This window comes from Halomonas sp. JS92-SW72, from assembly GCF_003547075.1.
GTDB classification, from domain to species: domain Bacteria; phylum Pseudomonadota; class Gammaproteobacteria; order Pseudomonadales; family Halomonadaceae; genus Halomonas; species Halomonas alkalicola.
The window spans coordinates 1,590,463-1,616,897 of sequence record NZ_CP032147.1 but is presented as its reverse complement, the minus strand read 5'-3'; the positions used below and the strand labels follow the sequence as shown (position 1 = coordinate 1,616,897).

Sequence of the window (26,435 nt, the reverse complement as noted above, 5' to 3'; positions counted from 1 at the left end):
CGGAGAGTCGAGATGCTGAGTCAAGGATTCGTGTCCGCCGCGGCCATCGCGGCAAGCGTGCTCTTCATCCTCTCCCTGGGGGGGCTGAGCAATCAGGAGAAGGCCAAGCGGGCGGTCTGGTACGGCATCGCCGGGATGGCGGTGGCGGTGCTCTTCACCGCGCTGGGCCCCGGCATCGGTGCCCACTGGCTGATGCTGCCCCTGATCGCCATCGGTGCGGCGATCGGCTGGGTGGTGGCCAAGCGGGTCGCCATGACCGAGATGCCCCAGTTGGTGGCGGCCCTGCACAGCTTCGTCGGCCTGGCCGCGGTCTTCGTGGCCTGGAACGCCGACCTGGAGCGGCGCCGGGTGCTGGCCGCCCGCGCGCTCGATGCCACGCACCAGGAGTTCTCCGCCTTCGCCGCCCTGGTGGCCACCAAGGCTCCGGACGAACTGACCTTCCTCCAGCTGGAGGTGATCTTCGCCATCTTCATCGGGGCGGTGACCTTCACCGGCTCGGTGATCGCCTTCGGCAAGCTGGCCGGCAAGGTCGACGGCAAGGCGCGCCAGCTGCCCGGGGGGCACCTGCTCAATGCCGGGGCGGCGGTCGTCTGCCTGGTGCTGGCGATCGCCTACCTCAACGGCGCCGGCTTCTGGACCCTGCTGGCGCTGGCGGCGCTGGCGTTCTTCATCGGCTACCACCTGATCATGGGCATCGGCGGCGCCGACATGCCGGTGGTGGTGTCGATGCTCAACAGCTACTCGGGCTGGGCGGCGGCGGCGATCGGCTTCACCCTCTCCAACGACCTGCTGATCGTCACCGGGGCCCTGGTGGGCTCCAGCGGTGCCATCCTCTCCTACATCATGTGCAAGGCGATGAATCGCAACTTCATCAGCGTGATCCTGGGGGGCTTCGGCGGGGTCAAGGGCCCGGCGGCCGAGATCGAGGGCGAGCAGGTGGCCATCGACGCCGCCGGGGTGGCGGCGACCCTCAACAACGCCGACAGCGTGATCATCGTCCCGGGCTACGGCATGGCGGTGGCCCAGGCCCAGAACGCAGTGAGCGAGCTGGTGCGCAAGCTGCGCGCGGCGGGCAAGGAGGTGCGTTTCGCCATTCACCCGGTCGCCGGGCGGCTGCCGGGGCACATGAACGTGCTGCTGGCCGAGGCGCGGGTGCCCTACGATATCGTGATGGAGATGGACGAGATCAACGATGACTTCCCGCGCACCGACGTGGCGATCGTCATCGGCTCCAACGACATCGTCAACCCGGCGGCCCAGGAGGACCCCAACAGTCCGATCGCCGGCATGCCGGTGCTGGAGGTGTGGAAGGCCAAGGTGGTCTTCGTCAGCAAGCGCGGCCAGGGCACCGGCTACTCGGGCATCGAGAACCCGCTCTTCTACAAGGAGAACACCCGGATGTTCTACGGCGATGCCCGGGAGAGCATCGATTCGCTGCTCTCGCTGATCGACTAGGGGCGATGCGCGGCCACGCCGGCCGCAAGGATCGCCCGCAGGGCCCGAATCGGCTGCCGATTCGGGCCCCTTTTTCGCTACAATCCCCGTTTCATCCACCAACCCGATTTCAATCCAACAGGCGGGGCCGACCATGGCAGAGGAACAGATGAACGTGGCGGTGCTGGGGGGCGGCAGCTTCGGCACCGCCCTGGCCAGCATCGCCGCCGACAATGGCGCCAGGGTGCGCCAGTGGCTGCGTGACCCCGAGCTGGCCGAGCAGATCAACCGCGAGCATCGCAATGGCCGCTACCTGCCGGACTATGCCATCAACCCCGCGGTGGTCGCCTCCACGGACATGGCCGAGGTGCTCGACGGGGCCGGCCTGGTGCTGGTGGCGATCCCCTCCAAGGCCTTCCGGGAAGTGGTGCGCCAGGCGCGTCCCTGGCTTTCCCCGGCGCAGATCCTGGTCAGCACCACCAAGGGCATCCAGGAGGAGGGCTTCAAGCTGATGAGCCAGATCCTCGAGGAGGAGACCGGCTTCCCGCATATCGGGGTGATCTCGGGGCCCAACCTGGCCTCGGAGATCGCCCAGAAGCAGCTCACCGCCACGGTGATCGCAAGCGACGATCCCGAGACCCGCACCCGGGTGCAGACGGCACTCGGCTGCGACTACTTCCGGGTCTATGCCAGCAACGATCGCCATGGCGTCGAGCTGGGCGGGGCGTTGAAGAACATCTATGCCATCTCCGCCGGCATGGCCGCCGCGCTGGGCATGGGCGAGAACACCCGCAGTATGCTGATGACCCGGGCGCTGGCCGAGATGAGCCGCTTCGCCGTCTATCGGGGCGCCAACCCCATGACCTTCCTGGGGCTGGCCGGGGTCGGCGATCTGATCGTGACCTGCTCCTCGGCCCTGTCGCGCAACTACCGCGTCGGCTACGCGCTCGGCGAGGGCAAGACCCTGGACGAGGCGGTGAAGGCCCTGGGCCAGGTGGCCGAGGGGGTCAACACCGTGCGGCTGGTGCGCGACAAGGCGCGCCAGGACGGGGTCTACATGCCGCTCGCCGAGGGGCTCTATCAGGTGCTCTTCAAGGGGGTGCCGGCCAAGGAGATGGCGCGCATGCTGATGCTCGGCGAGCAGAGCAGCGACGTGGAGTTCATTCTCTCCCGGGAGGACGTGCAGCAGGCCCACCGGGAGACCGGAGGCCGGCATGGCTGAACGCCTGCTGATCCTGCGCCACGGCGAGGCGGGGGCGGGGTGGCCCGACGCCGAGCGTGCGCTGACCGAGCATGGACGCCGGGAGGTCGCCCGCCAGGCCGCCTGGCTGGCCGAGCGTTGCGACCTCGCCGGGCTGCACCTGCTGGCGAGCCCCTTCCTCCGCGCCCGGCAGACCGCCGCCATCATCGGCGAGGCGCTTGGCGCCGCGGTGGAGACGCTGCCGATCATCACCCCCGACGACGACCCCGCGGCGGTGGCCGACTGGCTGCTGGCCCGGCCCGCGGAGCGGCCGCGGCTGCTGGTCAGCCATATGCCGCTGGTGGGCGCGCTCACCGGGCTGCTGGTGGAGGGCCGCGCCGATCGCGGGCTCGGCTTTCCCACCGCGGCCGTCGCCGAGCTCGAGGCCGACGTCTGGGCCGCGGGCTGCGCCCGCCTGGTGGGCTTCACCACGCCCTCTGACCTGAGCTAGATCAACCCCGCTACCTTGAGCGCGAAGGCCCCGACGGTGATCGTCAGGCTGGCCATCAGGGTGGTCAGGGCGATGATGTTGGCGCTGAGCACGGCGTTGCCCCCCATCGCCTTGGCCATCACGAAGGCCGCGGCCGCCGTGGGGCTGGCGAAGAAGAGGAACATCACCCCCAGCTCGCGCCCCTCGAAGCCGGCCAGCCAGGCCGCGGTGGTGGCCAGCACCGGTACCGTCACCATCTTGAGCAGGCTGGCGCTGGTGGCCAGGCGGCCCGACTCAAGGATGGCGCCCAGCGACAGGGTGGCGCCGATGCAGATCAGCGCCAGCGGCAGGGTCAGGGAGGCGAAGTACTCCCCGGAGGTCATCAGCCAGCCCGGCAGGTGCAGCTCCAGGGCGGCCACCGGGATGGCCGCCACCACGGCCAGGATCAGCGGGTTGCGCGCGATGTGCGACAGGATGCTGCGCCAGTCCGCGCTCTGGCCTTCCTGGTAGGTGGCCAGCGCCACCACCGAGAAGGCGTTGTAGGTCAGGATCACCACCCCGAGCAGCAGGCCACCGGCGGAGAGGCCGTAGTCGCCGTACATGCCGGCGGCCAGCGCCAGCCCCACGATGCCGCAGTTGCCGCGGAAGGCGCCCTGGATGTAGACCCCGCGCTCCGCATAGGGCACCCGCAGCCGGGCCCAGCCCCAGCAGAACAGGAAGCTGCCCAGGGTGGCCAGGGCGAAGAACCCCAGCAGTGCCGGGTTGAGGGTCGCGTCCAGGTCGGCCTTGATGATGCTCAGGAAGATCAGGGCGGGCATGGTGCCGCGGAACACCAGCTGGGAGGCGGTGGAGACGAAGGCGGCATCGATCCAGCCGGCGCGCTTGAGGCCCAGGCCGATGAAGACCATGGCGAACACCGGCAGGGTGACCTCGAGGGTCTGGAGGAAGAGGGCGGAGAGCTCCATGCTGGCGGCGCCCTAGCGGGCCAGCCAGAGGCCGACGAGGATCGCGGCGATCACGGCGGTGAAGAAGATCCGGTTGCGGGTGCGGGTGTCACGAGGGGGCTTGGGGGTCGCGTTCACAGGGGCTCCAGAAAAAGGGCAGGCCGGTAGGTGACTTGGCGAATCATGGTAATCCCGTTAGCCTGCTACGGCCAGACGGGCATCGCCCGCCCGACCACGGATGCCGCCATGACCCCATCGACCGATCGTCCACGCCTGCTCTTCGCCCACGCCAACGGCTTTCCCGGCTCGAGCTATCGCAGCTTCCTCGGCCCCCTGGCCGAGCGCTTCGATGTGCACCCCCTCGACCGCCTCGGCCACCATCCCGACTTCCCGGTAGGCCACAACTGGCTGGCGCTGCGCGACGAGCTGCTGCATACCCTCGAGACGCTCGAGGGTCCGGTGATCGGGGTGGGCCACTCCATGGGCGGGGTGCTGATGGCCATGGCGGCCGAGGCCGCCCCCGAGCGCTTCCGCTGCGTGGTGATGCTCGACCCGCCGCTGATGCTGGGGCTGGATGCCTGGGCGATGAAGGTCGCCAAGCGCCTGGGCTTCGTGGAGCGGGTGACCCCGGCGCGCTACAGCCGCGGGCGGCGCACCCTGTGGCCCGACCGCGAGGCCATGCGCCATGCGCTGCGCCGTCGCCGACTGTTTCGTCGCTTCACCTCGGAGGCCCTCGACGACTACGTGGAGGGCGGTACCCGCCTGCTCGACGATGGCCGGGCGGTGCTGGTCTATGACCCCCAGGTGGAGGTGGAGATCTTCTGCCACCTGCCGGACCATCTCGGCGACCTGCCGAGGCGCCTGCGGGTGCCCTTTGCCCTGCTCGCCGGCGAGGACTCCGACCTGCTGACGCCGCGCCGCCGGCGCCGCCTCGCGCACCATGGGGTGCCGGTGACCCTGGTGCCGGGGACCCACATGTTCCCCATGGAGCATCCCGAGGAGGCCCGCCGGATCCTGCTCGAGACCCTGGACGCGCTGCTGGAGGCACGGCCATGACCGCTCCCCGTGAGCTGCGGCTGGCCGAGGGCCGCCTGGCGGCCCTGGCCTGGGGCGAGGAACACGCGCCGACCTGGCTGGCCCTGCACGGCTGGCTCGACAACGCCGCCAGCTTCTCGCGGCTGGCGCCCGAGCTGGTGGCGCGCCTCGGCATCCGGGTGGTGGCGCTGGACTTCACCGGTCACGGCCACTCGACCCACTCGCCGGGCGACTACGCCCTGTGGGACTACTGCCACGACGTGCTCGACGCCGCCGACGAACTGGGCCTTTCGCAACTCAGCCTGCTGGCCCACTCCATGGGAGCCGGCGTGGCCTGCCTGACCGCGGCGGCCCTGCCGGAGCGGCTCGAACGCCTGGTGCTGATCGATGGCCTGGGGGCGGTGACCACCGAGGCCGAGCGTGCCCCCGACCAGCTGCGCCGAGGCCTGCTGGCCCACCGTCGCGCACCCTCGCCCGCGCCGCACTATCCTGATGAAAAGACCGCGGTGGCGGCGCGGGTCGCGGGAGGCGCCACGCCCATCGATGCCGAGACCGCCGCCCCCCTGGTGGCCAGGAACCTGATGGCGCTCCCGGGAGGGCGGGTCGGGCTGCGCACCGACAGCCGCCTGGTCCGGCCGTCGCCGGTGCGCTTCTGCCCGGAACAGGTGATGGCCTGCCTGGCCGCCATCCGCTGCCCGACGCTGCTGGTCGAAGGGGAGACGGGGATCCTCGGCGAGAGCGAGCGCGCCTGCGTGGCGCGCTCCGCCCTGCCGGGGCTTGCGCGCCGGGTGTTGCCCGGCGGCCACCACCTCCACCTGGAGCCCGCCGCCGTGGGGGAGGTGGCCGAGTCGATCGCGGCGTGGCTCGCATGACGGCCATGCCCCCTGCAGAGGAGCGCCAGAGATGAGTGATCCGGAGCGTAAGGGCAAGCGGGTGGCCCTGGTGCTGGGCAGCGGTGGGGCCCGGGGCTATGCCCATATCGGCGTGATCGAGGAACTCGAGGCCCGGGGCTACCGGGTGGTGGCCATCTCCGGCTGCTCCATGGGAGCGCTGGTGGGGGGCATCTATGCGGCCGGGCAGCTCAAGGGCTACCGCGACTGGGTGTGCCGGCTCGCCTACTTCGACGTGCTCAAGCTGGTCGATGTCACCTGGAGTCCCATGGGGGCGATGCGCGCCAGCAAGGTGATGGAGAAGCTGGAGTCCCTGGTCGGCGACGTGCGGATCGAGGAGCTGCCGATTCCCGTCACCACCGTGGCCACCGACCTCACCCGCCAGCGCGAGGTGTGGTTCCAGAGCGGGCCGCTGCTGGAGGCGATCCGCGCCTCCATCGCCGTGCCCGGGGTGATCACGCCGGTGCACCGCGGCGATCAGGTGCTGGTGGATGGCGGCCTGCTCAATCCGTTGCCGATCATCCCCATCGTCTCGGCCCACGCCGACTTCGTGATGGCGGTCAACGTCACCGCCCACAGCCCGCGCCCGGTGACCCTCGAAGAGCTGCTGCCGCCGGACCAGGCGGCCAGGGAGAAGGCCCGGGAAGAGGCCCGGGATGCCGGCGGCATCGACTTCGGCGGCTGGGTCGACGAGGTGCGCAGCGCCGCCGGCCGCTGGTTCGATGGCCTGGGGGCGGGCGGCGGCAGTGCCGACGGGGAGGAGGGCGACCAGAGCGAGGCGGGGCTGCGCCGCCGCCAGTGGAGCCGGCTGGACATGGTACTGGCCTCCTTCGATATCACCCAGGCGGCGCTGGCCAAGTACAAGGTGGCAGGCTATCCGCCGGACGTGCTGATCGAGGTGCCCAAGACGGTGTGCGGCGCCTACGAGTTCCACCGCGCCGAGGCGCTGATCATGCTGGGGCGCCACCTGGCGGTGGAGGCGCTGGATCGCTACGAGGGGCACTGCCATCCGGGCTTCGGGGAAGGTGGCATCGTGGTGGACCCGGTCCAGCCCGGTCTCATCTCCCCGGAGCCCCCGGGCGCGCCCGAACCGGACGGGCGCGAATGAGTCAGGCCTCGCCGCGGCGGCGCAGCAGCACGTAGACGGCGCCGGTGCCGCCATCGGCCTCGACGGCGGAGCAGAAGGCCAGCACGGCGGGCCATTCGCGCAGCCAGGCATTCACATGGCTCTTGATCACCGGGTAGTCGCTGGTGGTTCCCCAGGCCTTGCCGTGCACCACCAGCACGCAGCGGCGTCGCTCGACGCTGGCCTCGCGCAGGAACGCTTCGAGCTCGGCACGGGCCTCCTCCAGGGTGTAGCCGTGCAGGTCGAGCCCCGCCTCCCAGGCCAGCTGGCCGCGCTTGAGCCGCTGGCGGGTGCGCCAGGGCAGGTCGGGCAGGGCGAACTCCAGGTACTCCGAGGGGCGCACGGCCTCGACCCGTCCGTCGGAGGTGCGTCCGCTGCCGCCGGCTTCGCTCGCGGCCTGGGCGGCGGCGCGGCGCTCGGCAGCCGCGGGATCCTCGCGCCGCGCCCGACCGAGGTCGGCACGGTTGGTGCGCAGGCGGCGTACCCCGGCCTCGCGCAGCGCCTGGCGGAAGGCGCTGATCTCGTCGTCGTCCGGGCGGTGGCGGTCTCGGCTCATGGCGGTGGGGGCCAGTCGGGGAAGTGAAGGGGACCCAGTATAACCAGCGTGGCGTGGCTGTGAACCGCCCCGGCGGTTACAATCGGCCTCCTTGCCCGATTCGCCCGACAACGACAGGATGCCCCGTGGCCGCCCGTAACGACTCCACCTCGACCCTGACGCTTCCCGACACCGAGCTGCGCGACGGCCTGATCACCCTGCGTGACTGCCTGCGCTGGGCGGCCAGCGAGTTCCACCTGGCCGGGCTCTTCTACGGCCACGGCACCGACTCCCCCTGGGACGAGGCGGTGGCGCTGACCCTGGGCGCCCTGCACCTGCCCTGGAGCGTCGACCCGGCGGTGCTCGACGCCCGCCTGCTGCCCATGGAGCGCGCGCGCATCGTGGCCCTGGTGCGTAGCCGCATCACCACGCGCCGTCCGCTGCCCTACCTGCTGGGCGAGGCCTTCTTCGCCGGCTACCCCTTCGACGTGGACGAGCGGGTGCTGATCCCTCGCTCGCCCATCGCCGAGCTGATCGAGCACGGCTTCGCCGCCTGGTTCCCCGACGAGCCGCCGGCCCGGGTGCTGGATCTCTGCACCGGCTCCGGCTGCATCGGCATCGCCGCCGCCCTGCACCTGCCCACCTGCGAGGTGGACCTCGGCGACATCAGCGAGGAGGCCCTGGCGGTGGCCCGCCAGAACATCACCCGCCATGACGTGGGCGAGCGGGTGCGTGCGGTGCACTCCGACCTCTTCGCGGCGCTGCCGGGCCGCTACGACCTGATCGTCTCCAACCCGCCCTACGTGGATGCGCGCGACCTGGCCACCATGCCCGCCGAGTTCCGCCACGAGCCGGCTCTGGCCCTGGGGGCCGGGGCCGACGGCCTGGAGATCGTGCGGCGTATCCTGCGCGAGGCCCGCGAGCACCTCACCGAGCGCGGCGTGCTGATCGTCGAGGTCGGCAACTCCGACCACCATCTGGAGGCCGCCTTCCCCGAGGTGCCCTTCCTGTGGCTCGAATTCGAGCGCGGCGGCCTGGGGGTCTTCGCCCTGACCGCCGATGAACTCGACGCCCATGCGGCGTCCTTCGCCTGATTCCCGATCCCTTCGAGGAGGAGCGCCCATGTCCGGCAACACCTTCGGCAAGCTGTTCACCGTCACCACCTTCGGCGAGAGCCATGGACCCGCGCTCGGCGCCATCGTCGATGGCTGCCCCCCGGGGCTGCCGCTCACCGAGGAGGACCTGCAGCGCGACCTGGACCGCCGCCGCCCCGGCACCTCGCGCCACACCACCCAGCGTCGCGAGCCCGACCGGGTGAAGATCCTCTCCGGGGTCTTCGAGGGGGTCACCACCGGCACCTCGATCGGCCTGCTGATCGAGAACACCGACCAGCGCTCCAAGGACTATGGCAACATCAAGGACCAGTTCCGGCCGGCCCACGCCGACTACAGCTATCACCACAAGTACGGCCTGCGTGACTACCGCGGCGGCGGGCGCTCCAGCGCCCGGGAGACCGCCATGCGGGTCGCCGCCGGGGCCATCGCCAAGAAGTACCTTGCCAGTCGAGGCATTACCGTTCGCGGCTACATGAGCCAGCTTGGCCCCATCGCCATCGACTTCAAGGGCTGGGAGGCGGTGGACGACAACCCCTTCTTCTGCCCCGACCCGGCACGGGTGCCCGAGCTCGAGGCCTACATGGACCAGCTGCGCCGCGATCAGGACTCGGTGGGGGCCAGGATCACCGTGGTGGCCGAGGGCGTGCCCCCCGGGCTCGGCGAGCCGGTCTTCGATCGCCTCGACGCCGAGCTCGCCCATGGGCTGATGAGCATCAACGCGGTGAAGGGGGTGGAGATCGGCGACGGCTTCGCCTCGGTGAGCCAGCGGGGCAGCGAGCACCGCGACGAGATGACCCCGGAGGGCTTTCTCTCCAACCACGCCGGCGGGGTGCTCGGCGGCATCTCCAGCGGCCAGGCCATCGTCGCCCACCTGGCGCTCAAACCGACCTCCAGCATCACCACGCCCGGCCGCAGCATCGACGTTCACGGCAACCCCGTGGAGGTGGTCACCAAGGGGCGCCACGACCCCTGCGTCGGCATCCGCGCCACCCCCATCGCCGAGGCGATGATGGCGCTGACCCTGATGGACCACCTGCTGCGCCATCGCGCCCAGAACGCCGAGGTGCGGGTAGCGACCCCGGTGCTGCGTTGAGGGGGGCTCCGCCTGGCCGGGTGTGGACTGCTACACTGCCAGGCATCACCACCGCAAGGGCAATGCCATGAAGATCAATGTCGAGTTCGACCTGACCCCCGAGGAGTTTCGCCAGTCGCTGGGCCTGCCCGACGTGGCGGTCTTCCAGCAGCAGCTGATGGAGCAGATCCAGAAGCAGATGGAGTCCGGGGTGGAGGGCTATGACCCGATGAGCCTGATGCAGCCCTTCCTGCAGCAGTCGGGCATGGGGCAGGGGCTGACCCAGGGCCTCTCCCAGGGGCTCTCCCAGGGCCTCTCGAGCTTCGGCACCTACCAGCAGATGATGCTCGACATACTAAAGCAGGCCGGCCAGAGCGCCGCCCAGGGCAAGCCCGAGGCCAGGGAATCAGCGGCGGGTAGCGCCTCGGCCGACGCCGCTGCCGGCTCGACGAGCAAGGCCACCGGCAGCCGTGGCACGGCGAAGAAGGGGGCCGCCAGCGCCCGTTCGCGGGCCAAGCGCGATAGCTGAGCACGGCCGGCATTCGCCTTTCATCGTCTTGCAACCTGGGGCGTGGCAGACTAGGCTTTGTGCAGTGCAACATGCCGGGCGCCTCGCCCGCCATCCGTCACCGTTTCGGGAGACCACCTCATGCAGGACAATAAGATGATCGACGCCTTCAACGAGCAGACCCGCCAGTTCTTCGAGCCGATGCGCAAGCTCAACTCCCTGATGCTGGACAACATGGAGAAGCTGACCCAGTACCAGATGGAGTCCATGAAGCGCTACAGCCAGCTCGGCACCGAGCGCCTGCGTGACGCCAGCGAGGTCAGCGACGCCGACTCCATGCAGGCCTTCAGCGCCCGCCAGGCCGAGGTGATGAACCAGCTCTCCCAGCAGATGCTCGAGGACGCCAAGGCGCTCTCCGAGATGAGCCTGGAGTTCAAGGCCGAGCTCGAGAAGCTCTTCGCCGAGCAGGCCAAGCTGGCCGAGCAGGTGGCCACCAAGGCCGCGGCCGGCGAGAAGGCGAAGGCCGAGCCGGCCAAGGCCGCCTCCACCCGCGGTGCCAGCAAGAGCTGAGACACCGTTGCCGGGCAGGGAACTCATGGCGCGCCCAGACGCGCCGCTGAACAACCCGCCACCCGTCCATGACGGGTGGCGGATTGAGCTATTTGCAGCCGGCACCGCGGCGGTGGCCGGCGCGTCAGGAGGGGTCAATGCAGCCAGGGGTTGAAGCACCGACACAGGCCGAGCTCGAGGCGTGGAACGTCCAGCTGAAGGAGATCGGCGAGGAGTATCGCGCCCTGATGGGCGATCTGCTGGAGCGCATGGTGCCAAGCGATGCCGCCGACTCCGTCTACGGCGACATGCGGGAGAGCTTCCAGGCGGCGGCCGAGTCGCTGATGGGCAACCCGCCCCAGCTGTGGCAGACCCAGGCCCGGCTGATGCAGGACCAGTTCCAGCTCTGGCAGAACGGCCTGCGCGCCATGGCCGGCGAGCCGGTCGAGCCGCTGGTGACGCCGCACAAGGGCGATCGTCGCTTCACTGACGAGGCCTGGACCAGCGACCCCTACTACCTGGCGCTCATGCAGCAGTACCTGCTCTTCTCGCGCATGGTCGAGGAGCTGATCGACGGCCTGGAGCTGCCGGCCGACCAGAAGCAGCGCCTGGGCTTCTATGCGCGCCAGCTGGTCAATGCCATGGCGCCCACCAACTTCGTCACCACCAACCCCGAGGTGATGCGCCGCACCATGGAAAGCCGCGGCCAGAACCTGGTGGATGGGCTGGCGCGGCTGCGCCAGGACCTGGCCAACTCCGCCGAAGGGCTCAACGTCACCATGACCGACCGCAGCGCCTTCGAGGTCGGCAGGAACATCGCCGTGACCCCAGGCTCAGTGGTCTACGAGAATGAGCTGATCCAGCTGATCCAGTACGCGCCGACCACCGAGCAGGTCTTCAAGACCCCGCTGCTGGTCATGCCGCCGTGGATCAACAAGTACTACATCCTCGACCTGCGCGAGGACAACTCCCTGGTCAAGTGGCTGGTGGGGCAGGGCCACACCGTGTTCCTGATCTCCTGGCGCAACCCGGGCCCCGAGCAGCGCGACCTGACCTGGGCCGACTACATGCAGCTCGGCCCCATCGCCTCCATGGAGGCGATCGAGCAGGCCACCGGGGAGAAGTCGGTCAACCTGCTGAGCTACTGCGTGGGCGGCACCCTGGCCGCCTCCACGGTGGCCTACCTGACCAGCACCCGTCGCGGCCGCAAGGTGAAGTCGGTCACCTACATGACCACCCTCCAGGACTTCCGCGACCCGGGCGAGATCGGCGTCTTCCTCTCCGAGCCGGTGCTCCAGGGCATCGAGGCCAAGATGGCGCAGAACGGCTACCTGGACGGCCGCGTCATGGCCTTCAGCTTCAACCTGCTGCGCGAGAACGACCTGTTCTGGTCGTTCTACATCAGCAACTACCTGAAGGGGGACGTGCCGGCGCCCTTCGACCTGCTCTACTGGAACACCGATGGCACCAACCTGCCGGCCGGTACCCATGGCTGGTACCTGCGACACTTCTACCTGGAGAATCGCCTGGTGCAGCCGGGGGGCATCGAGCTGGACGGCGTCAAGATCGACCTGCGCAAGATCTCCACGCCCAGCTACTTCCTCTCCACCCGGGAGGATCATATCGCCAAGTGGAACAGCACCTACTACGGCGCGCTGCTGCCCAAGGGGCCGGTCAAGTTCGTGCTGGGGGGCTCCGGCCATATCGCGGGGGTGGTCAATCCGCCCCACAAGAACAAGTATGGCTACTGGACCAACGATGCCCTGCCCGAGACCCACGAGGAGTGGCTGGCCGGCGCCGAGCAGCATGAAGGCTCCTGGTGGCCCCACTGGCAGGCGTGGATGACCGAGAACGGCTATGCCGATGCCGAGAAGATGGTGCCGGCCCGTCAGCCGGGCGACGGCGAGCTCGATATCCTCGAGCCGGCCCCCGGCCGCTACGTCAAGATGACCATCCCCGAGGTGCTCGGCGAAGTCCCGGCGGCGCAGACATCCTGAGCGTCACGCCCTGGGCGACAAGCGGTAAATAAGTGGTAAAGAAGAAGCGCCCGGCCGAGTCATCGGCCGGGCGCTTCTCGTTGGGGCATCGCCCAATCTCCATCGCCCAATGAATCGAGCTCCTACGGAGTGGAGCGGCGGCGCAGCCTCAGGCTCGGCAGCACCAGCAGCGCGGCCAGCAGCCAGGTGGGCCAGCTGCCGCTGCGGGTGAAGGGGGTGAGGCCCGCCATGGGCCGCACCTCGCCGCTGATGCTCGCCACCTCGAACTGGGGCGCGCGGGCGGTGATGCGGCCCATCGGGTCGACGATCACGGTCACCCCGTTGCTGGTGGCGCGCACCAGGTAGCGGCCGTTCTCCAGGGCGCGCAGGCGCGCCATCTGCAGGTGCTGCAGGGGGCCGATGGACTCGCCGAACCAGGTGTCGTTGGAGACCGTCATCAGCAGGGCGCTGTCCCGGGCGCGCTCGGCCACCAGGTCGGCATAGATGATCTCGTAGCAGATGGCGTTGCCGATGGTGGTGCCGGCGGCGACCATCGGCGCCTGGCCCGAGGGTCCAGGGGTCATGGCGGGCATCGGCAGGTCGAAGAAGGCGATGGTGCCACGCAGCAGGCTCTCCAGGGGGAGGTACTCGCCGAAGGGCACCAGATGCTCCTTGCGGTACTCTCCCTCGGCGTTGCCGAGGCCGATCACGCTGTTGAAGTAGCGCCCTTCGGCGTCGCGCTGCAGGATGCCGGTGAGCAGGGCGGTGTCGGGGGAGAGGTTGGACTGTACCCGCTCGAGAATCGGCCGCGCCTGGTCCTCGAACATCGGCAGCGCCGCCTCAGGCCAGACGATCAGGTCGAGGTCGTCGGGCTGGGTGCGGGTCAGCTCGGCGTAGATGTTGGCCGCCTCGCGCTGGCCCTCCGGTGTCCACTTGATCAGCTGGTCCAGGTTGCCCTGCAGCAGGGCGACCCGCAGCGGCTCGCCGGCGGGCTGGGTCCACTGGGTCGGCAGCGCCAGGGGGATGAGCCACAGGGCGGCCACCGGGGCCGCGGCCCACCAGCGCCGCGCCAGGAACTCCACCAGCAGGGTGCCGGTGAGGGCGGTGATCAGCGACAGCAGGTAGACGCCGCCGACGGGCGCCCAGGGGGCCAGCGGCGAGTCCACGTGGGCGGAGCCCAGCAGCAGCCAGGGAAAGCCGGTGAAGAGCCATGTCCTGAGCCACTCGCCCAGCACCCAGGCGCCGGCAAACGCCAGGAAGGCCAGCCGCGGCCCGGTGAGGCGCCGGTAGAGCCACAGGGTCACCGCCAGGAACAGCGCCATGCTGGCCACGAACAGCGCGGTGAGAAACACCGCCAGGGGCACGCCGGTGTAGCCGTAGTCGTGGATCGAGACATAGACCCAGGAGGCGCCGGAGCCGAACAGGCCGAGGCCATAGCACCAGCCGCGCAGGGCGGCTTGGCCGGGGGTGAGCGCCTGGATGCCCAGGTAGACCAGGCCCACCGCGACCGGGCCGAGCCACCACAGCTCGAAGGGCGAGGCGGTGAGGGTGGTGAGGACCCCGGCGGCCAGTGCCAGCAGGCAGCCGAGAAGCGGAGAGAGGCGAAGCTCAGACATGGTGACCGTCCGTGTTGGGGGCTGAATCAAGGGGGTGACGGGCAGCGGGGCCTCAGGCGTCGTCCTGCCCGCTGCAGGGCTCCGCCTCCAGCAGGCGGATGCGGCGGTTGTCGGCGTTGAGCACGGTGAAGCGCCAGCCGCCGATCTCGGTGTGCTCGCCGCGCCCGGGCAGGTGGCCGAAGCGCTGCATCACGAGCCCCCCGAGGGTGTCGAACTCCTCGTCGGAGAAGCGGGTGGCGAAGCGCTCGTTGAAGTCCTCGATGGGGGTCAGGGCGCGGATGGCGTAGCGCCCCTCTCCCAGTGCGCGGATATCCTCCTCCTCGTCGGCGTCGTGCTCGTCCTCGATCTCGCCGACGATCTCCTCGAGGATATCCTCGATGGTGACGATGCCCGCGGTGCCGCCGTACTCGTCCACCACGATGGCCATGTGGTTGTGGGTGTCCTGGAACTCCTTGAGCAGGCTGTTGAGGCGCTTGGACTCCGGCACGAAGAGCGCCGTGCGCACCACCTCCTCGAGCCGGAAGGGGCGGCCATTCTGCTGGCCGCCCTGGAGCAGCGGGAGCAGGTCCTTGGCCAGCAGGATGCCCTTGACCTCGTCGAGGTTCTCGCCGATCACCGGGTAGCGGGAGTGGCCGGCCTCGAGGATGATCGGCAGGTACTCCTCCAGGGGCTGGTCGAGGCCGATGGCGGTTACCTGGGAGCGGGGGATCAGCACCTCGCGCACCTGCTGGTCGCTGATCTTCAGGGCGCCCTCGATGATCATCATGGCGTCCTGCTCGAGCTTCAGGCGGCTGGCGGCCTGGCGCAGGAAGGCGAGCAACTCGTCACGGGAACTGGGCTCGTCGCTGTCGCTGGAAAGCGCGCTGAAGAGCTTTTCCAGCCAGGATCGGCTGCCCTGGCCGCTCGTTCGGTCTTCGCTCATGGGTCGGGTCTCTCGTCCTCGGTCGCTGCGTCGTCGCGGGCGCTACCGCCCGCGTCTCGGTAGGGGTCGTCGATGCCCAGCTCGGCGAGGATCTCGCGCTCGAGCTGCTCCATCGCTTCGGCCTCGTCATCCTCGAGGTGGTCATAGCCGAGCAGATGGAGGGTGCCATGCACCACCATATGAGCGTAGTGATCGCGCAGGGCCTTGTCCTGCTCGCTGGCCTCGGCGGCCACCACCGGGTGGCAGATCACCAGGTCGCCCAGCAGCGGCAGCGCCACGCCCGGCGGGCACTCGAAGGGGAAGGAGAGCACGTTGGTGGGGCGATCCTTCCCGCGGTAGTCGCGGTTGAGCGCGCGGCTCTCCTCGGCGTCCACCAGGCGCAACGTCAGCTCGCTGTCGGCGTCGACCTCATGGCGAGCGAGCACCGCCGCCACCCAGGCCTCGAGCTCGGCCTGGCCGGGGAGCCCCTCGGCCGCGACGGCCTGCTGGCGGTCGACCCGCAGGCTCATGGCTCGCCACGCTCGCGGTCGAGGCGCTCCTGTCGCTCGAGACGCAGCGCCTCGCGCTCCTGCTCCCGGGCCTGCTTGCGGGCGCGCTCGGCGACCTCCTGCTCGGCCTCGTAGTGGTCGTAGGCCTCGATGATGCGCTGCACCAGGGGGTGGCGCACCACGTCCTTGGCGGCGAAGTGGGTGGTGCCGATCCCCGGCGTGCCCTTGAGCACCTCCAGCACCTGGATCAGCCCCGAGGTCTGGCCGCGGGGCAGGTCGACCTGGGTCACGTCGCCGGTGATCACCGCGGTGGAGCCGAAGCCGATGCGGGTCAGGAACATCTTCATCTGCTCGCGGGTGGTGTTCTGGCTCTCGTCGAGGATGATGAAGGCGTTGTTGAGGGTGCGCCCGCGCATGTAGGCCAGCGGCGCGATCTCGATCACCTGGCGCTCGATCAGCTTGGCCACCTGCTCGAAGCCGATCATCTCGTAGAGGGCGTCGTAGAGGGGGCGCAGGTAGGGATCGATCTTCTGGGCCAGATCGCCGGGCAGGAAGCCGAGCTTCTCGCCGGCCTCCACCGCCGGGCGCACCAGCAGGATGCGACGTACCTCCTGCTGGTTGAGCGCCTCCACCGCGGCGGCCACGGCCAGGTAGGTCTTGCCGGTGCCGGCCGGCCCGATGCCGAAGTTGATGTCGTGGGCGCGAATGCTCTGCACGTAGGCCTGCTGGTTGAGGCCTCGCGGCTTGATCAGGGTGCGCGGGGTGCGCAGCAGCACCTCGCCGTCGGCCGCGCCACCTTCCTCCTCCTCCAGCGCCTCGAGGCCGGACTCCTGCAGGAAGAGATGCACGGTGTCGGGCTCCAGGTCGCTGGCCTCGGTCTCGCGGTAGAGGTGTTCGAGCAGGTTGGCGGCGGCCTTGACCCGGTGGATTGGGCCCGCCAGCTGGAAGATGTTGCCGCGGTTGCGCAGGGTGATGCCGAGGCGCGCCTCCACCAGCTTGAGGTGCTCGTCGCGCTGGCCGCACAGGTTGGCCAGGCGGCGGGGGTCATTGGGCTCGAGATTGAGGGTGATGATGCGATTGGCCGGGGAGGATGGCTGGCTCAAGACTGGCGGATCCCGTGGAAGTTGGATTTAGGGCAGCTTACTGCCCCGGCGCATGCCGGGGCAATAAAGGGGCGGGGCGTCAGTAGATCTCGGGCGAGGCGAGTTCGCCACGCAGCGAGTTGGGCAGCGCCTCGGTGATCTCCACGTCGACGAAGAAGCCGATCAGCTCCATGGGGTTGGCGGCACGGAAGTTGACCACCCGGTTGTTCTCGGTGCGCCCGGAGAGCTGGCCCGGGTCGCGGGGCGCGAAGCCGGTGACCAGGATGCGCTGGGTGGTGCCCACCATGCGCCGGCTGATCTGCATCGCCTGCTGGTTGATGCGCTCCTGGAGGATCGCCAGGCGCTGCTTCTTGGTGGCCTCCGGGGTGTCGTCCTCGAGGGCGGCCGCCGGGGTGCCGGGGCGCGCCGAGTAGACGAAGCTGAAGGAGTGGTCGAAGCCGATGCGATGGATCAGGTCCATGGTGGCCGCGAAGTCCTCGTCGCTCTCGCCGGGGAAGCCGACGATGAAGTCCGACGAGAAGCTGATGTCCGGGCGCAGCGCGCGGATGCGCTCCATCTTCTCGATGTACTCCGCCGCGGTATGGCCGCGCTTCATGGCGGCCAGTATCCGGTCGGAGCCGGACTGCACCGGCAGGTGCAGGTGGCTGACCAGCTCCGGGATCTCGCCGAAGGCCTCGATCAGGCTGTCGGAGAACTCCACCGGGTGGGAGGTGGTGAAGCGGATGCGGTCGATCCCCTCGACGGCCGCCACGCAGCTGATCAGCTCGGCCAGGTCGATCTCGTCGCCCAGTTGGTTGAGTCCGCGGTAGGCGTTGACGTTCTGGCCCAGCAGGTTGATCTCGCGCACGCCCTGGTCGGCCAGGTGGATCACCTCGTCCATCACCGCCTCGAAGGGGCGCGAGACCTCCTCGCCGCGGGTATAGGGCACCACGCAGAAGGTGCAGTACTTCGAGCACCCCTCCATCACCGAGACGAAGGCGGTGGCGCCATCGGAGCTCGGCTTGGGCAGGTGGTCGAACTTCTCGATCTCGGGGAAGGTGACGTCCACCACCGAGATCTGGTCCTGCTGACGGGCGTCGAGCATCGCGGGCACCCGGTGCAGGGTCTGGGGGCCGAACACCATGTCGACGTGGGGCGCGCGCTTGCGCAGCGCCTCGCCCTCCTGGCTGGCCACGCAGCCGCCGACGCCGATCACGAGATCGGGGTTGGCCTCCTTGAGCTTCTTCCAGCGCCCCAGCTGGTGGAACACCTTCTCCTGGGCCTTCTCGCGGATCGAGCAGGTATTGAGCAGGATGACGTCGGCCTCGCGCTCGTCGTCGGTGAGCTCGAGCCGGTGGGATTCGCCGAGCAGATCCGCCATGCGTGCGGAGTCGTACTCGTTCATCTGGCAGCCGTGCGTCTTGATGAAGAGTTTCTTCGCCATAAGAATTGGGTCGTGGCGCCAGGCGCCCGACGTCTGTCACCAGTGGATGAAGGGGGAGTGTCGTGAACGTGCGGCCGCGGCGGGCCTGACCGGTCGGGTCGAAAAGTAACCCGGCATTATACGCATGGCCCGGCAACGGGGCCAGCATGGGCCGTCGACCGCGGGAGTGTGCTACGCTTGCGCCTCTTGTCGGAACACGGTTCGAGGGACACTCAGCACCATGGCGGCGAAGCCTATCTATCGGGTGGTTTTTCACCAGCAGGGAGAAGTGTGGGAGCTCTACGCGCGCGAGATCTTCCAGAGTGACCTGTGGGGCTTCATCGAGGTCGAGGAGTTCGTCTTCGAGGATGCCTCCCGGCTGGTGGTGGACCCCTCCGCGGACAAGCTGCGGCTCACCTTCGAGGGGGTCATCCGCAGCTATCTTCCGCTCAATGCCATCGTGCGCATCGACGAGGTGGAGCGGGAGGGGCCGCCTCGGGCGGTGAAGAGCGACGGGCGGGTCGCCGAGTTTCCGCGGCCCTTCTCGCCGCCCTCTCCCCCGAAGCGCTGAGGGCGGTTGGTCACGAAGTGATCAGAATGGGCGCAGGGCAGGCGCCACGCCGCCGGGCGACCCCTTTCCAGCGGTTGTCCCGAACCTTGTCCACAGGAGCTGTGGAAAAGCTCCTGCGGAAAACGGCCCGAGTGGCCGGAGATCTCATCGCAGCGGCGTCGGCAGGAAGCCGGCGTCGGACACAGGTCGCGCCAGAGTGGAAATCCGCCAGCTTTAGCCAGGACAGTGGCATGACACGACACGACATCACACGACTCAGCCTGGGCCTTGCCCTGGGGTTTCTGGCCCTGCCCCTGCAGGCCCAGCAGAACGACGCGACCCACTGGGTCAGCGATTCCCTGACCACCTACGTGCGCAGCGGTCCCACCGACGGCTATCGCATCATCGGTACCCTCACCGCCGGCGAGCCGGTGACGCAGCTCGAGACCAGCGGCAACTACACCCGGGTGCAGAATGCCGACGGCAACAGCGTCTGGATTCTCACCAGCGAGCTGCAGGAGACCCCCAGCGCCCAGGTCCGCGTGCCGGCGCTGGAGCAGCAGGTGGCCGAGCTCTCTGCCGAGCTCGACGGCATCAACGAGGAGTGGGAGAGCCGCACCGCCAACCAGCGCGAGGCCCTGGAGACCCGCGAGGCGCGGATCGCCGACCTCGAGGCGCGCAACGAGGCGCTGGACGCCGAGACCGAGCAGTCCCGCCAGACCATCCGCCAGCTGCAGGCGCGCCTGGACACCCAGGAGGAGGACCTGCTGATGCGCTACTTCATGTACGGTGGCGGCGTGGCCGGGGCCGGCCTGCTGGTCGGCCTGATCGTGCCCCACCTGCCGCGTCGCAAGCGCAAGCGCGACCGCTGGTTCTGAGGAGGGCGCCATGGCGAACGAATGGCTCGACCGCTGGCGTGAAGGGCGCATCGGGTTCCACCTCGAGCGTCCCCACCCCATGCTGGTGGCCCACTGGCCCGGCCTGGAGGTCAGGCCGGGAACCAAGGTGCTGGTGCCGCTATGCGGCAAGAGCCTGGACATGCGCTGGCTGGCCGGCCATGACCATCCGGTGCTGGGCATCGAGCTGGCGCCGGAGGCGATCGAGCAGTTCGTGGCCGAGGGGCAGGGGGTGGTCACCCGCTATCATCAGGCGGGGTTCCAGATCTGCCGCCAGGCTAACGTGGAGCTGTGGCAGGGCGACTTCTTCCACTTTCACATCGAGCAGGCGGCGGAGATCGGGGCCTTCTACGACCGTGCCTCGCTGATCGCGCTGCCGCCGGCCACGCGCCAGCGCTATGCCTTCCACCTGGCCCAGCTGGTCCCGCCGGGCAGCCGCGGCCTGCTGATCAGCCTCGAGCGAGAGCCGGGCGATGAAGGCGGCCCGCCGTTCAGTGTGCCCCCCGATGAGGTGCGCGAGCTGTTCGCGCCCAACTTCCGGGTCACCCTGCTGGCGCAGGGCGAGCCGGAGGCCGGCAGCGGCTTCCGCGAGAGCGTCTGGGCGCTGGTGCGCCGCGGGCCGCTGGAGTAGCCGCGGACACCCGAACGCAGCGAGGGCGCCCGGTGGGCGCCCTCGCTGAGTTGGCGTATCCGATCGCTTATCGCGCCAGCAGCTGCCCCAGCTCCGGGTCCCGGAAGGCCCGGTTCAGGCCGTCGGAGAGCAGGTCGTTGACCATGCGGGTGTTGGTGTCGCGATCCGGGCGCACGGCGTAGCTCTGGGTGCGGCGCGAGGTGTAGGTGCCGGTGTAGGTGTTGCCGCCGTTGCGCGCCTCGGCGATGAACACCGCCTCCAGGCGTGCCTCGTCGATCACCGGCCGGCTCTGGCCGCGCTCGTAGCCCAGGTGGTCCAGGGTCAGGGTCAGGCTGGGGCGGTTCGGGGCGCTTTCGGTGGTGGGGCTGAAGCCCATGTCGCGCACCGCGCGCTCGGCCTCGCGCTGCAGGCGCGGCACCAGCTCGTGGGCGTTGGCGGTGATGGTGGCGGTGGACATGGCGCTGCCGGTGCGGGTGCCGATCACTTCGCTGTCGCGGCCGTCCACGGCGATCACCGTCACTGACTGACCGCTGCCGGTGACCGGCACCTCGGCGCTGCGCTGGGGGTTGAGCTGCAGGTAGTGGGGGCTGGCGCAGGCGCTGAGCAGGCCAGCCGCCAGCAGGCCGGCAGACAGGCGAAACAGACGGGTACGAAGACGGCGACGCTGCAGCATGGGGTAACTCCCTGGGGCGACGGGGGATAAGGGTTGGGGCCGCCAGTATATCGCCTCGCCCCGGGCCCCGGAATTCCTCGGGCAGGGGGCCTGCCTCAACGGTACACTTCAGTCAGGGCGCTTCAGGCAGGCGCCCCGGAGACGTTGCCCGTCGGTATCGCCCACTGGAGAAGCGCAATGATTCGTCCTGCCGTCCCGCACGAGATTCCGCGGCTGGCCGATATCTGGCTCAGGGCCTCCCTGCGCGCCCACGACTTCATCCCGGCGGCGTTCTGGGGGTCCCATCGCGACGCCATGGCCAGTGACCACCTGCCCGGCGCCGAGGAGCTGCTGGTGCTCGAGGTGGAGGGGCGGGTGATCGGCTTTGCCGCGCTCAACGGCGAGCGCCTCGAGGCCCTCTTCATCGACCCCGAGGTGCAGAGCTACGGCCACGGTTCGCGGCTGATGGCGCATGCCATGGCCCACCACGCCCGGCTGTCGCTGTGCGTCTTCTCGCGCAACGTGCGCGCGGTCTCCTTCTATCGTCGCCTGGGCTTCCAGGTGGTCGAGGAGCGTATCGAGCCGCTCACCGGCGAGCCCGAGACCCTGATGGCCTGGCAGCGCTGAGAGATAGCCTGGCCGACCGCGTTCAGGCGCGGCTGAACGCCCGGCGCACCCTGGGCAGGGCGCGGGCGACCGGGGGCAGGCGAGTCGCCATGATCAGCGCCGCGGCGACGGCATACATCACCCACTCCTTCAGGTCGGCGCGCACGACCCAGAAGAAGTGCAGCAGGACCAGGCCGAGAATGGGGTAGGCGAGCCGGTGCAGCGGCTTCCAGCGCTTCCCCAGGCGGCGCATGGCCCAGTGGCTGGAGGTGGCGCCCAGCGCCATGAGGCCCAGCAGCGCCAGCATGCCGACGATGATGTAGGGCCGCTTGACCAGCTCGCTGCCGAGCAGCGCCCAGTCGAGCCCGAGAATGAACAGCGCATAGCTGAGCACGTGCAGGCAGGCGTAGGCGAGGGTCCAGAGCCCGAGCTGCCTGCGGATCAGGGTGAACCCCTTCCAGCGGGTCAGGCGGGTCAGCGGCGTGAGGCTCAGGGTGAGCAGCAGCATCCAGAGCGCGCCGAGGCCGGTATTGAGCAGCAGAAAGCGCCCCGGCTCGGGGCCGGCGGCGTGGGTGGCCACCTGCCACGCCCAGATTCCCAGCGGCGCCAGCGCCGCCAGGAAGACTCCGCCGCGCCACAGCCACCAGCCATGGCTGGCCGTCATCAGTAATGGGTCCTCAGGTCCAGCCCGGCATAGAGGCTCGCCACCTCGTCGGCATAGCCGTTGAACAGCTGAGTCTCGATGATGTTGGGCCGGAAGAGGGTGTTGGGCAGCCGACGCTCGGTGGCCTGGCTCCAGCGGGGGTGGTCCACCTCGGGGTTCACGTTGGCGTAGAAGCCGTACTCGACGGGGGCGATCTGCTGCCAGGTGTTCATCGGCTGCTCCTCGACCAGCGAGATGCGCACGATCGACTTGATGCTCTTGAAGCCGTACTTCCAGGGCACCACCAGCCGCAGGGGGGCGCCGTTCTGGTTGGGCAGCTCGCGACCGTACATGCCCATGGCCAGCAGCGTCAGCGGGTGCATGGCCTCATCCAGGCGCAGCCCCTCGACGTAGGGCCAGTCGATCGCCGAGAAGACGGAGCGCTGCCCCGGCATCTGCTCGGGGTCCACCAGGGTCTCGAAGCGTACGTAGCGCGCCCGGCTGGTGGGGTCGGCGCGCCTGATCACCTCGGCCAGCGGAATACCCAGCCAGGGAATGACCATCGACCACCCCTCCACGCAGCGCAGGCGATAGATGCGCTCCTCGAACTGCGAGGGGCGGGCGATCTCCTCCAGATCCAGGCGCCCGCCGTTGTTCACCTCGCCGTCGATCACCACGCTCCAGGGGGCGGTCTGCAGCCGGTGGGCCAGGCGGGCGGGGTCGGACTTGTCGGGACCGAACTCGTAGAAGTTGTTGTAGGTGCTGGCATCCCGGAAGGGGGTGAGGCGGTCCTGTGCCGGGTCGTCGGGCGTGACGACGCCGAGCCGGGCTTCGCGCAGCTTGTCGGCCAGCCATTCGGGCGCGTCGTCGCCGATTGTCTCGCCGCTGCCGTCGGCGCTGGCAAGCCCGGGGCCGAGCAGGGCAAGGCCGGCGCCGAGTCCCGCCATGCCACCCATGAAACGTCGGCGGGAGAGGTAGACAGACTCCGGCGTCACCGCCGACTCGCGTAGATCACCTGGCTTGACCGTCTTGATCAGCATGCAGCACCTCTCTCCTCTGTGGCCAGGACGACGGCGTCGCGGCCGGGAGCGTGCAGGCGCTGCATCGCGGCAGGTGACGGATCGTCTCGGGTATCGGTCACAAGGCCGTGGCGGGAAGGGGGCCGCCAGGCCCGGGAGGCGGCGCCTGGGGCGCCGCTAACCCTAAGAGAGACCTGGGGAGAGATGGAAGGTTCTGTGCGAAGGCCTCAGGCGGCGCTGGCCAGGGGGCTCAACGCCCGGGCTCGGGTGGCGTCGGGAAATCGGTGCCAGCGCCTCGGGATGGCATAGAGCCGCTGGCCGCGGGCCAGGTCGAGTCGCTCGTAGTCGGCGTGACGTACGGTGGCAAGCCACGGCTCACCGAGCCAGTCCGCGGCCAGCTCCACGCGCACCTCGGCCCCCACCGGGGAGATGGCGGTGACCGTGACCGGAAGTCTGGCCTCGGGTGTCGGCGACGACGCCAGTTGCACCTCGTGGGGGCGCAGCAGCAGCTCCTCGGGGCCGTCGGGCAGCGACACCGAGAGGCGTGCTTCACCGCAGGTGAGCACCCCGTCGCGCACCTCGCCCTCCAGGTGGTTCACGTCGCCCAGGAACTCGAAGACGAAGCGGTTGGCCGGTGCCTTGTAGACCGCGTCCGGGGTGTCGATCTGCTCGATGCGGCCGTTGCTCATCACCGCGACGCGGTCGGAGAGCTCCAGGGCCTCCTCCTGGTCGTGGGTCACGAAGATGCTGGTGAAGCCCAGCTCGTCGTGCAGGTGGCGCAGCCAGCGGCGCAGGTCCTGGCGCACCTTGGCGTCCAGCGCCCCGAAGGGCTCGTCGAGCAGCAGCACGTCGGGGCGCAGGGCCAGCGCCCGGGCCAGGGAGACCCGCTGCTGCTGGCCGCCGGAGAGCTGGGCCGGATAGCGGTGGGCCAGCTGTTCGAGCTGCACCATCTCCAGCAGGCGGTGAACCCGGGCGCGGATCTCGCCCGCGGTGGGGCGGTTCCTGCGCGGCATCACCGTGAGGCCGAAGGCGACGTTGTCGAATACCGTCATGTGGCGAAACAGCGCGTAGTGCTGGAAGACGAAGCCGATGCGCCGATCGCGCACGTGCACCTGGGTGACGTCGCGGTCGCCAAAGAGGATACGGGCGCCGCTGTCCCGGTCGGCGTGTTCGAGACCGGCGATGATGCGCAGCAGGGTGGTCTTGCCCGAGCCCGAGGGGCCGAGCAGGCCGATCAGCTCGCCGTCATGGATGTCGAGGTTCACCGGCTCCAGCGCCTGGGTGCGCTGGCGGCCGCTGCCGAAGTGCTTGCCGATGTTCTGCAGACGAATGCTCATGCGAGGGCCTCCTGGCGCGCGGCGCGCCATTCCAGCGTGGCCTTGGCGGCCAGGGTGAGCAGGGCGATCAGCGCCAGCAGCGAGGCGCTGGCGAAGGCGCCGACCGTGTTGTAGTCCTGATAGAGCTGCTCCAGGTGGAGCGGCAGGGTCATGGTCTGGCCGCGGATGGCCCCGGAGACCACCGAGACGGCACCGAACTCGCCCACCGCCCGGGCGTTGGTGAGGATCACCCCGTAGAGCAGCGCCCAGCGGATATTGGGCAGGGTGACCCGGCGAAAGATCGTCCAGCCCGGCGCGCCGAGGGTCACGGCGGCCTCCTCCTCGCGAGAGCCCTGGGCCTGCATCAGCGGGATCAGCTCCCGGGCCACGAAGGGGCAGGTGACGAAGATGGTCACCATCAGGATGCCCGGCCAGGCGAACATCAGCTGGATGTCGTGGCCGTCGAGCCAGCCGCCCAGCCAGCCGTTGCGCCCGTAGAGCAGCAGGTAGACCAGGCCCGCCACCACCGGCGAGACCGCGAAGGGGATATCGATCAGGGTCTGCAGCAGGCGTCGCCCCGGGAAGCTGAAGCGGGTCACCAGCCAGGCCAGGGCCACGCCGAACACCAGGCAGACCGGAATGGTCAGCAGTGTGATGAACAGCGTCAGGCCGATGGCGCGCAGGGTGTAGTGGTTGCTGACGTTGGCCCAGAACACGCCCACGCCCTGGGCGAAGGCCTGGGCGAAGATCGCCACCAGCGGCAGCAGCAGGAAGAGCGCGGCCAGCAGCAGGGCTGCGGCAACCAGGGTGCGGCGCACCGCCGGGGCATCACCGATCCGTTGCATCAGCCGCGTCCTCCATGCAGGCGCTTGATGAAGCGCCCCTGCCAGATGTTGATGGCCAGCAGCAGCGCCAGCGACACGAAGAGCACCACCGAGGCGATGGCCGAGGCGCCGGCGTAGTCGTACTCCTGAAGGCGCACGAAGATCATCAGCGCGGTGATCTCGGTCTCGTAGGGCATGTTGCCGGCGATGAAGATGATGGCGCCGAACTCGCCCAGCGAGCGCACGAAGGCCAGTCCCGTGCCGGTGACCAGTGCCGGCCACAGGTGAGGCAGGATCACCCGCCGAAACGCCGTGGCGTCACTGGCGCCCAGCGTCAGCGCCGCCTCGTCCACTTCATGGGGCAGGTCCTCCAGCACCGGCTGCACGGTACGCACCACGAAGGGGATGCTGGTGAAGGCCATGGCGAGCGCGATGCCCACCCAGGTGTAGGCCACCTGCAGCCCCAGCGGCTCGAGCAGTCGGCCCATCCAGCCGTTGCTCGAGTAGAGGGTGGCCAGGGTGATGCCGGCCACCGCCGTGGGCAGGGCGAAGGGGAGGTCCATCAGGGCGTCGAGCAGGCGCTTGCCGGGAAACTCGTAGCGCACCAGCACCCAGGCCAGCAGCAGGCCGAAGGCGGCGTTCACCAGCGCCGCCACGAAGGCGGCGCCGATGGTGACCGTGTAGCTGGCCACCACCCGGCCGTCGCTGATGATCGCCCAGTACTCGGCGAGGCTCAGTCCGGCCAGCTGGCCGAACAGGCCGGTCATCGGCAGCAGCAGCACCAGCGACACGAACAGCAGGCTCACGCCCAGCGACAGGCCGAACCCCGGCAGCACCCGCTTGGGGGCGCGGCCGATGGCGAAGGGAAGGGCGCGGGTGCTCATGGGCGTGGCTCGTCTCCGAAGGCGCGGGT

Annotated in this window: 28 protein-coding genes; 15 read left to right on the top strand and 13 right to left on the bottom strand. The window is 69.7% G+C overall.

Annotated features, from left to right (window positions below):
* The first annotated feature begins 12 nt into the window (after positions 1 to 12).
* From D1793_RS07585 to sixA, 3 genes are all read left to right on the top strand, one after another.
* Positions 13 to 1,455: an NAD(P)(+) transhydrogenase (Re/Si-specific) subunit beta gene (locus tag D1793_RS07585; protein ID WP_119021620.1), complete on the top strand. Its 1,443-nt coding sequence runs from the start codon at positions 13 to 15 to the stop codon at positions 1,453 to 1,455.
* A 133-nt stretch (positions 1,456 to 1,588) separates the two neighbouring features.
* Complete coding sequence (locus D1793_RS07580; RefSeq protein ID WP_119021619.1) at positions 1,589 to 2,656, top strand: NAD(P)H-dependent glycerol-3-phosphate dehydrogenase; 1,068 nt, start codon at positions 1,589 to 1,591, stop codon at positions 2,654 to 2,656.
* Complete coding sequence (gene sixA, locus D1793_RS07575) at positions 2,649 to 3,125, top strand: phosphohistidine phosphatase SixA (RefSeq protein ID WP_119021618.1); 477 nt, start codon at positions 2,649 to 2,651, stop codon at positions 3,123 to 3,125. The genes D1793_RS07580 and sixA overlap by 8 nt, the downstream gene beginning before the upstream one ends.
* Here sixA and D1793_RS07570 read toward each other — a convergent pair.
* Positions 3,122 to 4,069, bottom strand: a complete 948-nt coding sequence (locus D1793_RS07570) for an AEC family transporter (RefSeq protein ID WP_119021617.1) — start codon at positions 4,067 to 4,069, stop codon at positions 3,122 to 3,124. The genes sixA and D1793_RS07570 overlap by 4 nt on opposite strands.
* A 225-nt stretch (positions 4,070 to 4,294) precedes the next feature.
* Between D1793_RS07570 and D1793_RS07565 the strand changes: the two genes are divergently transcribed.
* The 3 genes from D1793_RS07565 to D1793_RS07555 are packed head-to-tail and all read left to right on the top strand — an operon-like array spanning position 4,295 to position 7,081.
* Positions 4,295 to 5,104 (top strand): alpha/beta hydrolase, encoded by an 810-nt coding sequence (locus tag D1793_RS07565; protein WP_119021616.1) that lies wholly within the window; start codon positions 4,295 to 4,297, stop codon positions 5,102 to 5,104.
* Positions 5,101 to 5,955: an alpha/beta hydrolase gene (locus D1793_RS07560; RefSeq protein WP_119021615.1), complete on the top strand. Its 855-nt coding sequence runs from the start codon at positions 5,101 to 5,103 to the stop codon at positions 5,953 to 5,955. Before D1793_RS07565 ends, D1793_RS07560 begins: the two co-directional genes overlap by 4 nt.
* Positions 5,956 to 5,986: 31 nt before the next feature.
* Positions 5,987 to 7,081 (top strand): patatin-like phospholipase family protein, encoded by a 1,095-nt coding sequence (locus tag D1793_RS07555; protein ID WP_119021614.1) that lies wholly within the window; start codon positions 5,987 to 5,989, stop codon positions 7,079 to 7,081.
* 1 nt (position 7,082) lies between these two features.
* Here D1793_RS07555 and D1793_RS07550 read toward each other — a convergent pair whose 3' ends face one another.
* Positions 7,083 to 7,655 (bottom strand): Smr/MutS family protein, encoded by a 573-nt coding sequence (locus tag D1793_RS07550; RefSeq protein WP_119021613.1) that lies wholly within the window; start codon positions 7,653 to 7,655, stop codon positions 7,083 to 7,085.
* 125 nt (positions 7,656 to 7,780) lie between these two features.
* Here D1793_RS07550 and prmB point away from each other — a divergent pair, with 125 nt between their 5' ends.
* The 5 genes from prmB to phaC all read left to right on the top strand — a co-directional run bounded on the left by prmB (position 7,781) and on the right by phaC (position 12,875).
* Positions 7,781 to 8,728: a 50S ribosomal protein L3 N(5)-glutamine methyltransferase gene (gene prmB / locus D1793_RS07545; RefSeq protein WP_119021612.1), complete on the top strand. Its 948-nt coding sequence runs from the start codon at positions 7,781 to 7,783 to the stop codon at positions 8,726 to 8,728.
* 28 nt (positions 8,729 to 8,756) lie between these two features.
* Entirely contained in the window at positions 8,757 to 9,842 is a 1,086-nt protein-coding gene (gene aroC, locus D1793_RS07540) for a chorismate synthase (protein WP_119021611.1), read from the top strand.
* Positions 9,843 to 9,909: 67 nt separating this feature from the next.
* Complete coding sequence (locus tag D1793_RS07535; protein ID WP_119021610.1) at positions 9,910 to 10,350, top strand: DUF6489 family protein; 441 nt, start codon at positions 9,910 to 9,912, stop codon at positions 10,348 to 10,350.
* Between the two features lie 120 nt (positions 10,351 to 10,470).
* Positions 10,471 to 10,899 carry a phasin family protein gene (locus tag D1793_RS07530; RefSeq protein ID WP_119021609.1) on the top strand — a complete coding sequence of 143 codons (429 nt, stop codon included), beginning with the start codon at positions 10,471 to 10,473 and terminating at the stop codon, positions 10,897 to 10,899.
* A 137-nt stretch (positions 10,900 to 11,036) separates the two neighbouring features.
* Positions 11,037 to 12,875: a class I poly(R)-hydroxyalkanoic acid synthase gene (gene phaC, locus D1793_RS07525; protein ID WP_119021608.1), complete on the top strand. Its 1,839-nt coding sequence runs from the start codon at positions 11,037 to 11,039 to the stop codon at positions 12,873 to 12,875.
* 122 nt (positions 12,876 to 12,997) lie between these two features.
* Here the strand turns inward: phaC and lnt are convergent, their stop codons facing one another.
* From lnt to miaB, 5 genes are all read right to left on the bottom strand, one after another.
* Positions 12,998 to 14,470: an apolipoprotein N-acyltransferase gene (gene lnt / locus D1793_RS07520; RefSeq protein ID WP_119021607.1), complete on the bottom strand. Its 1,473-nt coding sequence runs from the start codon at positions 14,468 to 14,470 to the stop codon at positions 12,998 to 13,000.
* A 52-nt stretch (positions 14,471 to 14,522) separates the two neighbouring features.
* Positions 14,523 to 15,392, bottom strand: a complete 870-nt coding sequence (locus D1793_RS07515; RefSeq protein WP_110069370.1) for a transporter associated domain-containing protein — start codon at positions 15,390 to 15,392, stop codon at positions 14,523 to 14,525.
* Entirely contained in the window at positions 15,389 to 15,901 is a 513-nt protein-coding gene (gene ybeY, locus D1793_RS07510; protein ID WP_110069371.1) for an rRNA maturation RNase YbeY, read from the bottom strand. Before ybeY ends, D1793_RS07515 begins: the two co-directional genes overlap by 4 nt.
* Positions 15,898 to 16,983 carry a PhoH family protein gene (locus tag D1793_RS07505; RefSeq protein ID WP_110069372.1) on the bottom strand — a complete coding sequence of 362 codons (1,086 nt, stop codon included), beginning with the start codon at positions 16,981 to 16,983 and terminating at the stop codon, positions 15,898 to 15,900. Before D1793_RS07505 ends, ybeY begins: the two co-directional genes overlap by 4 nt.
* Positions 16,984 to 17,062: 79 nt before the next feature.
* Positions 17,063 to 18,406: a tRNA (N6-isopentenyl adenosine(37)-C2)-methylthiotransferase MiaB gene (gene miaB / locus D1793_RS07500; protein ID WP_110069373.1), complete on the bottom strand. Its 1,344-nt coding sequence runs from the start codon at positions 18,404 to 18,406 to the stop codon at positions 17,063 to 17,065.
* A gap of 220 nt (positions 18,407 to 18,626) precedes the next feature.
* Here miaB and D1793_RS07495 point away from each other — a divergent pair, with 220 nt between their 5' ends.
* From D1793_RS07495 to D1793_RS07485, 3 genes are all read left to right on the top strand, one after another.
* Positions 18,627 to 18,956 (top strand): DUF1820 family protein, encoded by a 330-nt coding sequence (locus D1793_RS07495; RefSeq protein WP_119021606.1) that lies wholly within the window; start codon positions 18,627 to 18,629, stop codon positions 18,954 to 18,956.
* A 230-nt stretch (positions 18,957 to 19,186) separates the two neighbouring features.
* Positions 19,187 to 19,813 carry a TIGR04211 family SH3 domain-containing protein gene (locus D1793_RS07490; protein ID WP_119021605.1) on the top strand — a complete coding sequence of 209 codons (627 nt, stop codon included), beginning with the start codon at positions 19,187 to 19,189 and terminating at the stop codon, positions 19,811 to 19,813.
* Between the two features lie 10 nt (positions 19,814 to 19,823).
* The gene (locus tag D1793_RS07485; protein WP_119021604.1) at positions 19,824 to 20,462 is read left to right on the top strand and encodes a thiopurine S-methyltransferase; all 639 of its coding nucleotides are present in this window, start codon (positions 19,824 to 19,826) and stop codon (positions 20,460 to 20,462) included.
* A 67-nt stretch (positions 20,463 to 20,529) separates the two neighbouring features.
* On the opposite strand, the gene D1793_RS07480 is transcribed toward D1793_RS07485, so the two are convergent.
* The gene (locus D1793_RS07480) at positions 20,530 to 21,135 is read right to left on the bottom strand and encodes a YajG family lipoprotein (protein WP_119021603.1); all 606 of its coding nucleotides are present in this window, start codon (positions 21,133 to 21,135) and stop codon (positions 20,530 to 20,532) included.
* 177 nt (positions 21,136 to 21,312) lie between these two features.
* Here D1793_RS07480 and D1793_RS07475 point away from each other — a divergent pair, with 177 nt between their 5' ends.
* Complete coding sequence (locus D1793_RS07475; RefSeq protein ID WP_119021602.1) at positions 21,313 to 21,741, top strand: GNAT family N-acetyltransferase; 429 nt, start codon at positions 21,313 to 21,315, stop codon at positions 21,739 to 21,741.
* 22 nt (positions 21,742 to 21,763) lie between these two features.
* Here the strand turns inward: D1793_RS07475 and msrQ are convergent, their stop codons facing one another.
* From msrQ to cysT, 5 genes are all read right to left on the bottom strand, one after another.
* Positions 21,764 to 22,384, bottom strand: a complete 621-nt coding sequence (gene msrQ / locus D1793_RS07470) for a protein-methionine-sulfoxide reductase heme-binding subunit MsrQ (protein WP_119021601.1) — start codon at positions 22,382 to 22,384, stop codon at positions 21,764 to 21,766.
* Positions 22,384 to 23,403: a protein-methionine-sulfoxide reductase catalytic subunit MsrP gene (gene msrP, locus D1793_RS07465; RefSeq protein ID WP_119021600.1), complete on the bottom strand. Its 1,020-nt coding sequence runs from the start codon at positions 23,401 to 23,403 to the stop codon at positions 22,384 to 22,386. Before msrP ends, msrQ begins: the two co-directional genes overlap by 1 nt.
* 206 nt (positions 23,404 to 23,609) lie before the next feature.
* Positions 23,610 to 24,719: a TOBE-like domain-containing protein gene (locus D1793_RS07460; RefSeq protein WP_119021599.1), complete on the bottom strand. Its 1,110-nt coding sequence runs from the start codon at positions 24,717 to 24,719 to the stop codon at positions 23,610 to 23,612.
* The gene (gene cysW, locus D1793_RS07455; RefSeq protein ID WP_119021598.1) at positions 24,716 to 25,543 is read right to left on the bottom strand and encodes a sulfate ABC transporter permease subunit CysW; all 828 of its coding nucleotides are present in this window, start codon (positions 25,541 to 25,543) and stop codon (positions 24,716 to 24,718) included. The genes D1793_RS07460 and cysW overlap by 4 nt, the downstream gene beginning before the upstream one ends.
* Positions 25,543 to 26,406, bottom strand: coding sequence for a sulfate ABC transporter permease subunit CysT (gene cysT / locus D1793_RS07450; protein WP_110069380.1), 864 nt, complete (start codon positions 26,404 to 26,406; stop codon positions 25,543 to 25,545). The genes cysW and cysT overlap by 1 nt, the downstream gene beginning before the upstream one ends.
* Positions 26,407 to 26,435 lie beyond the last annotated feature (29 nt).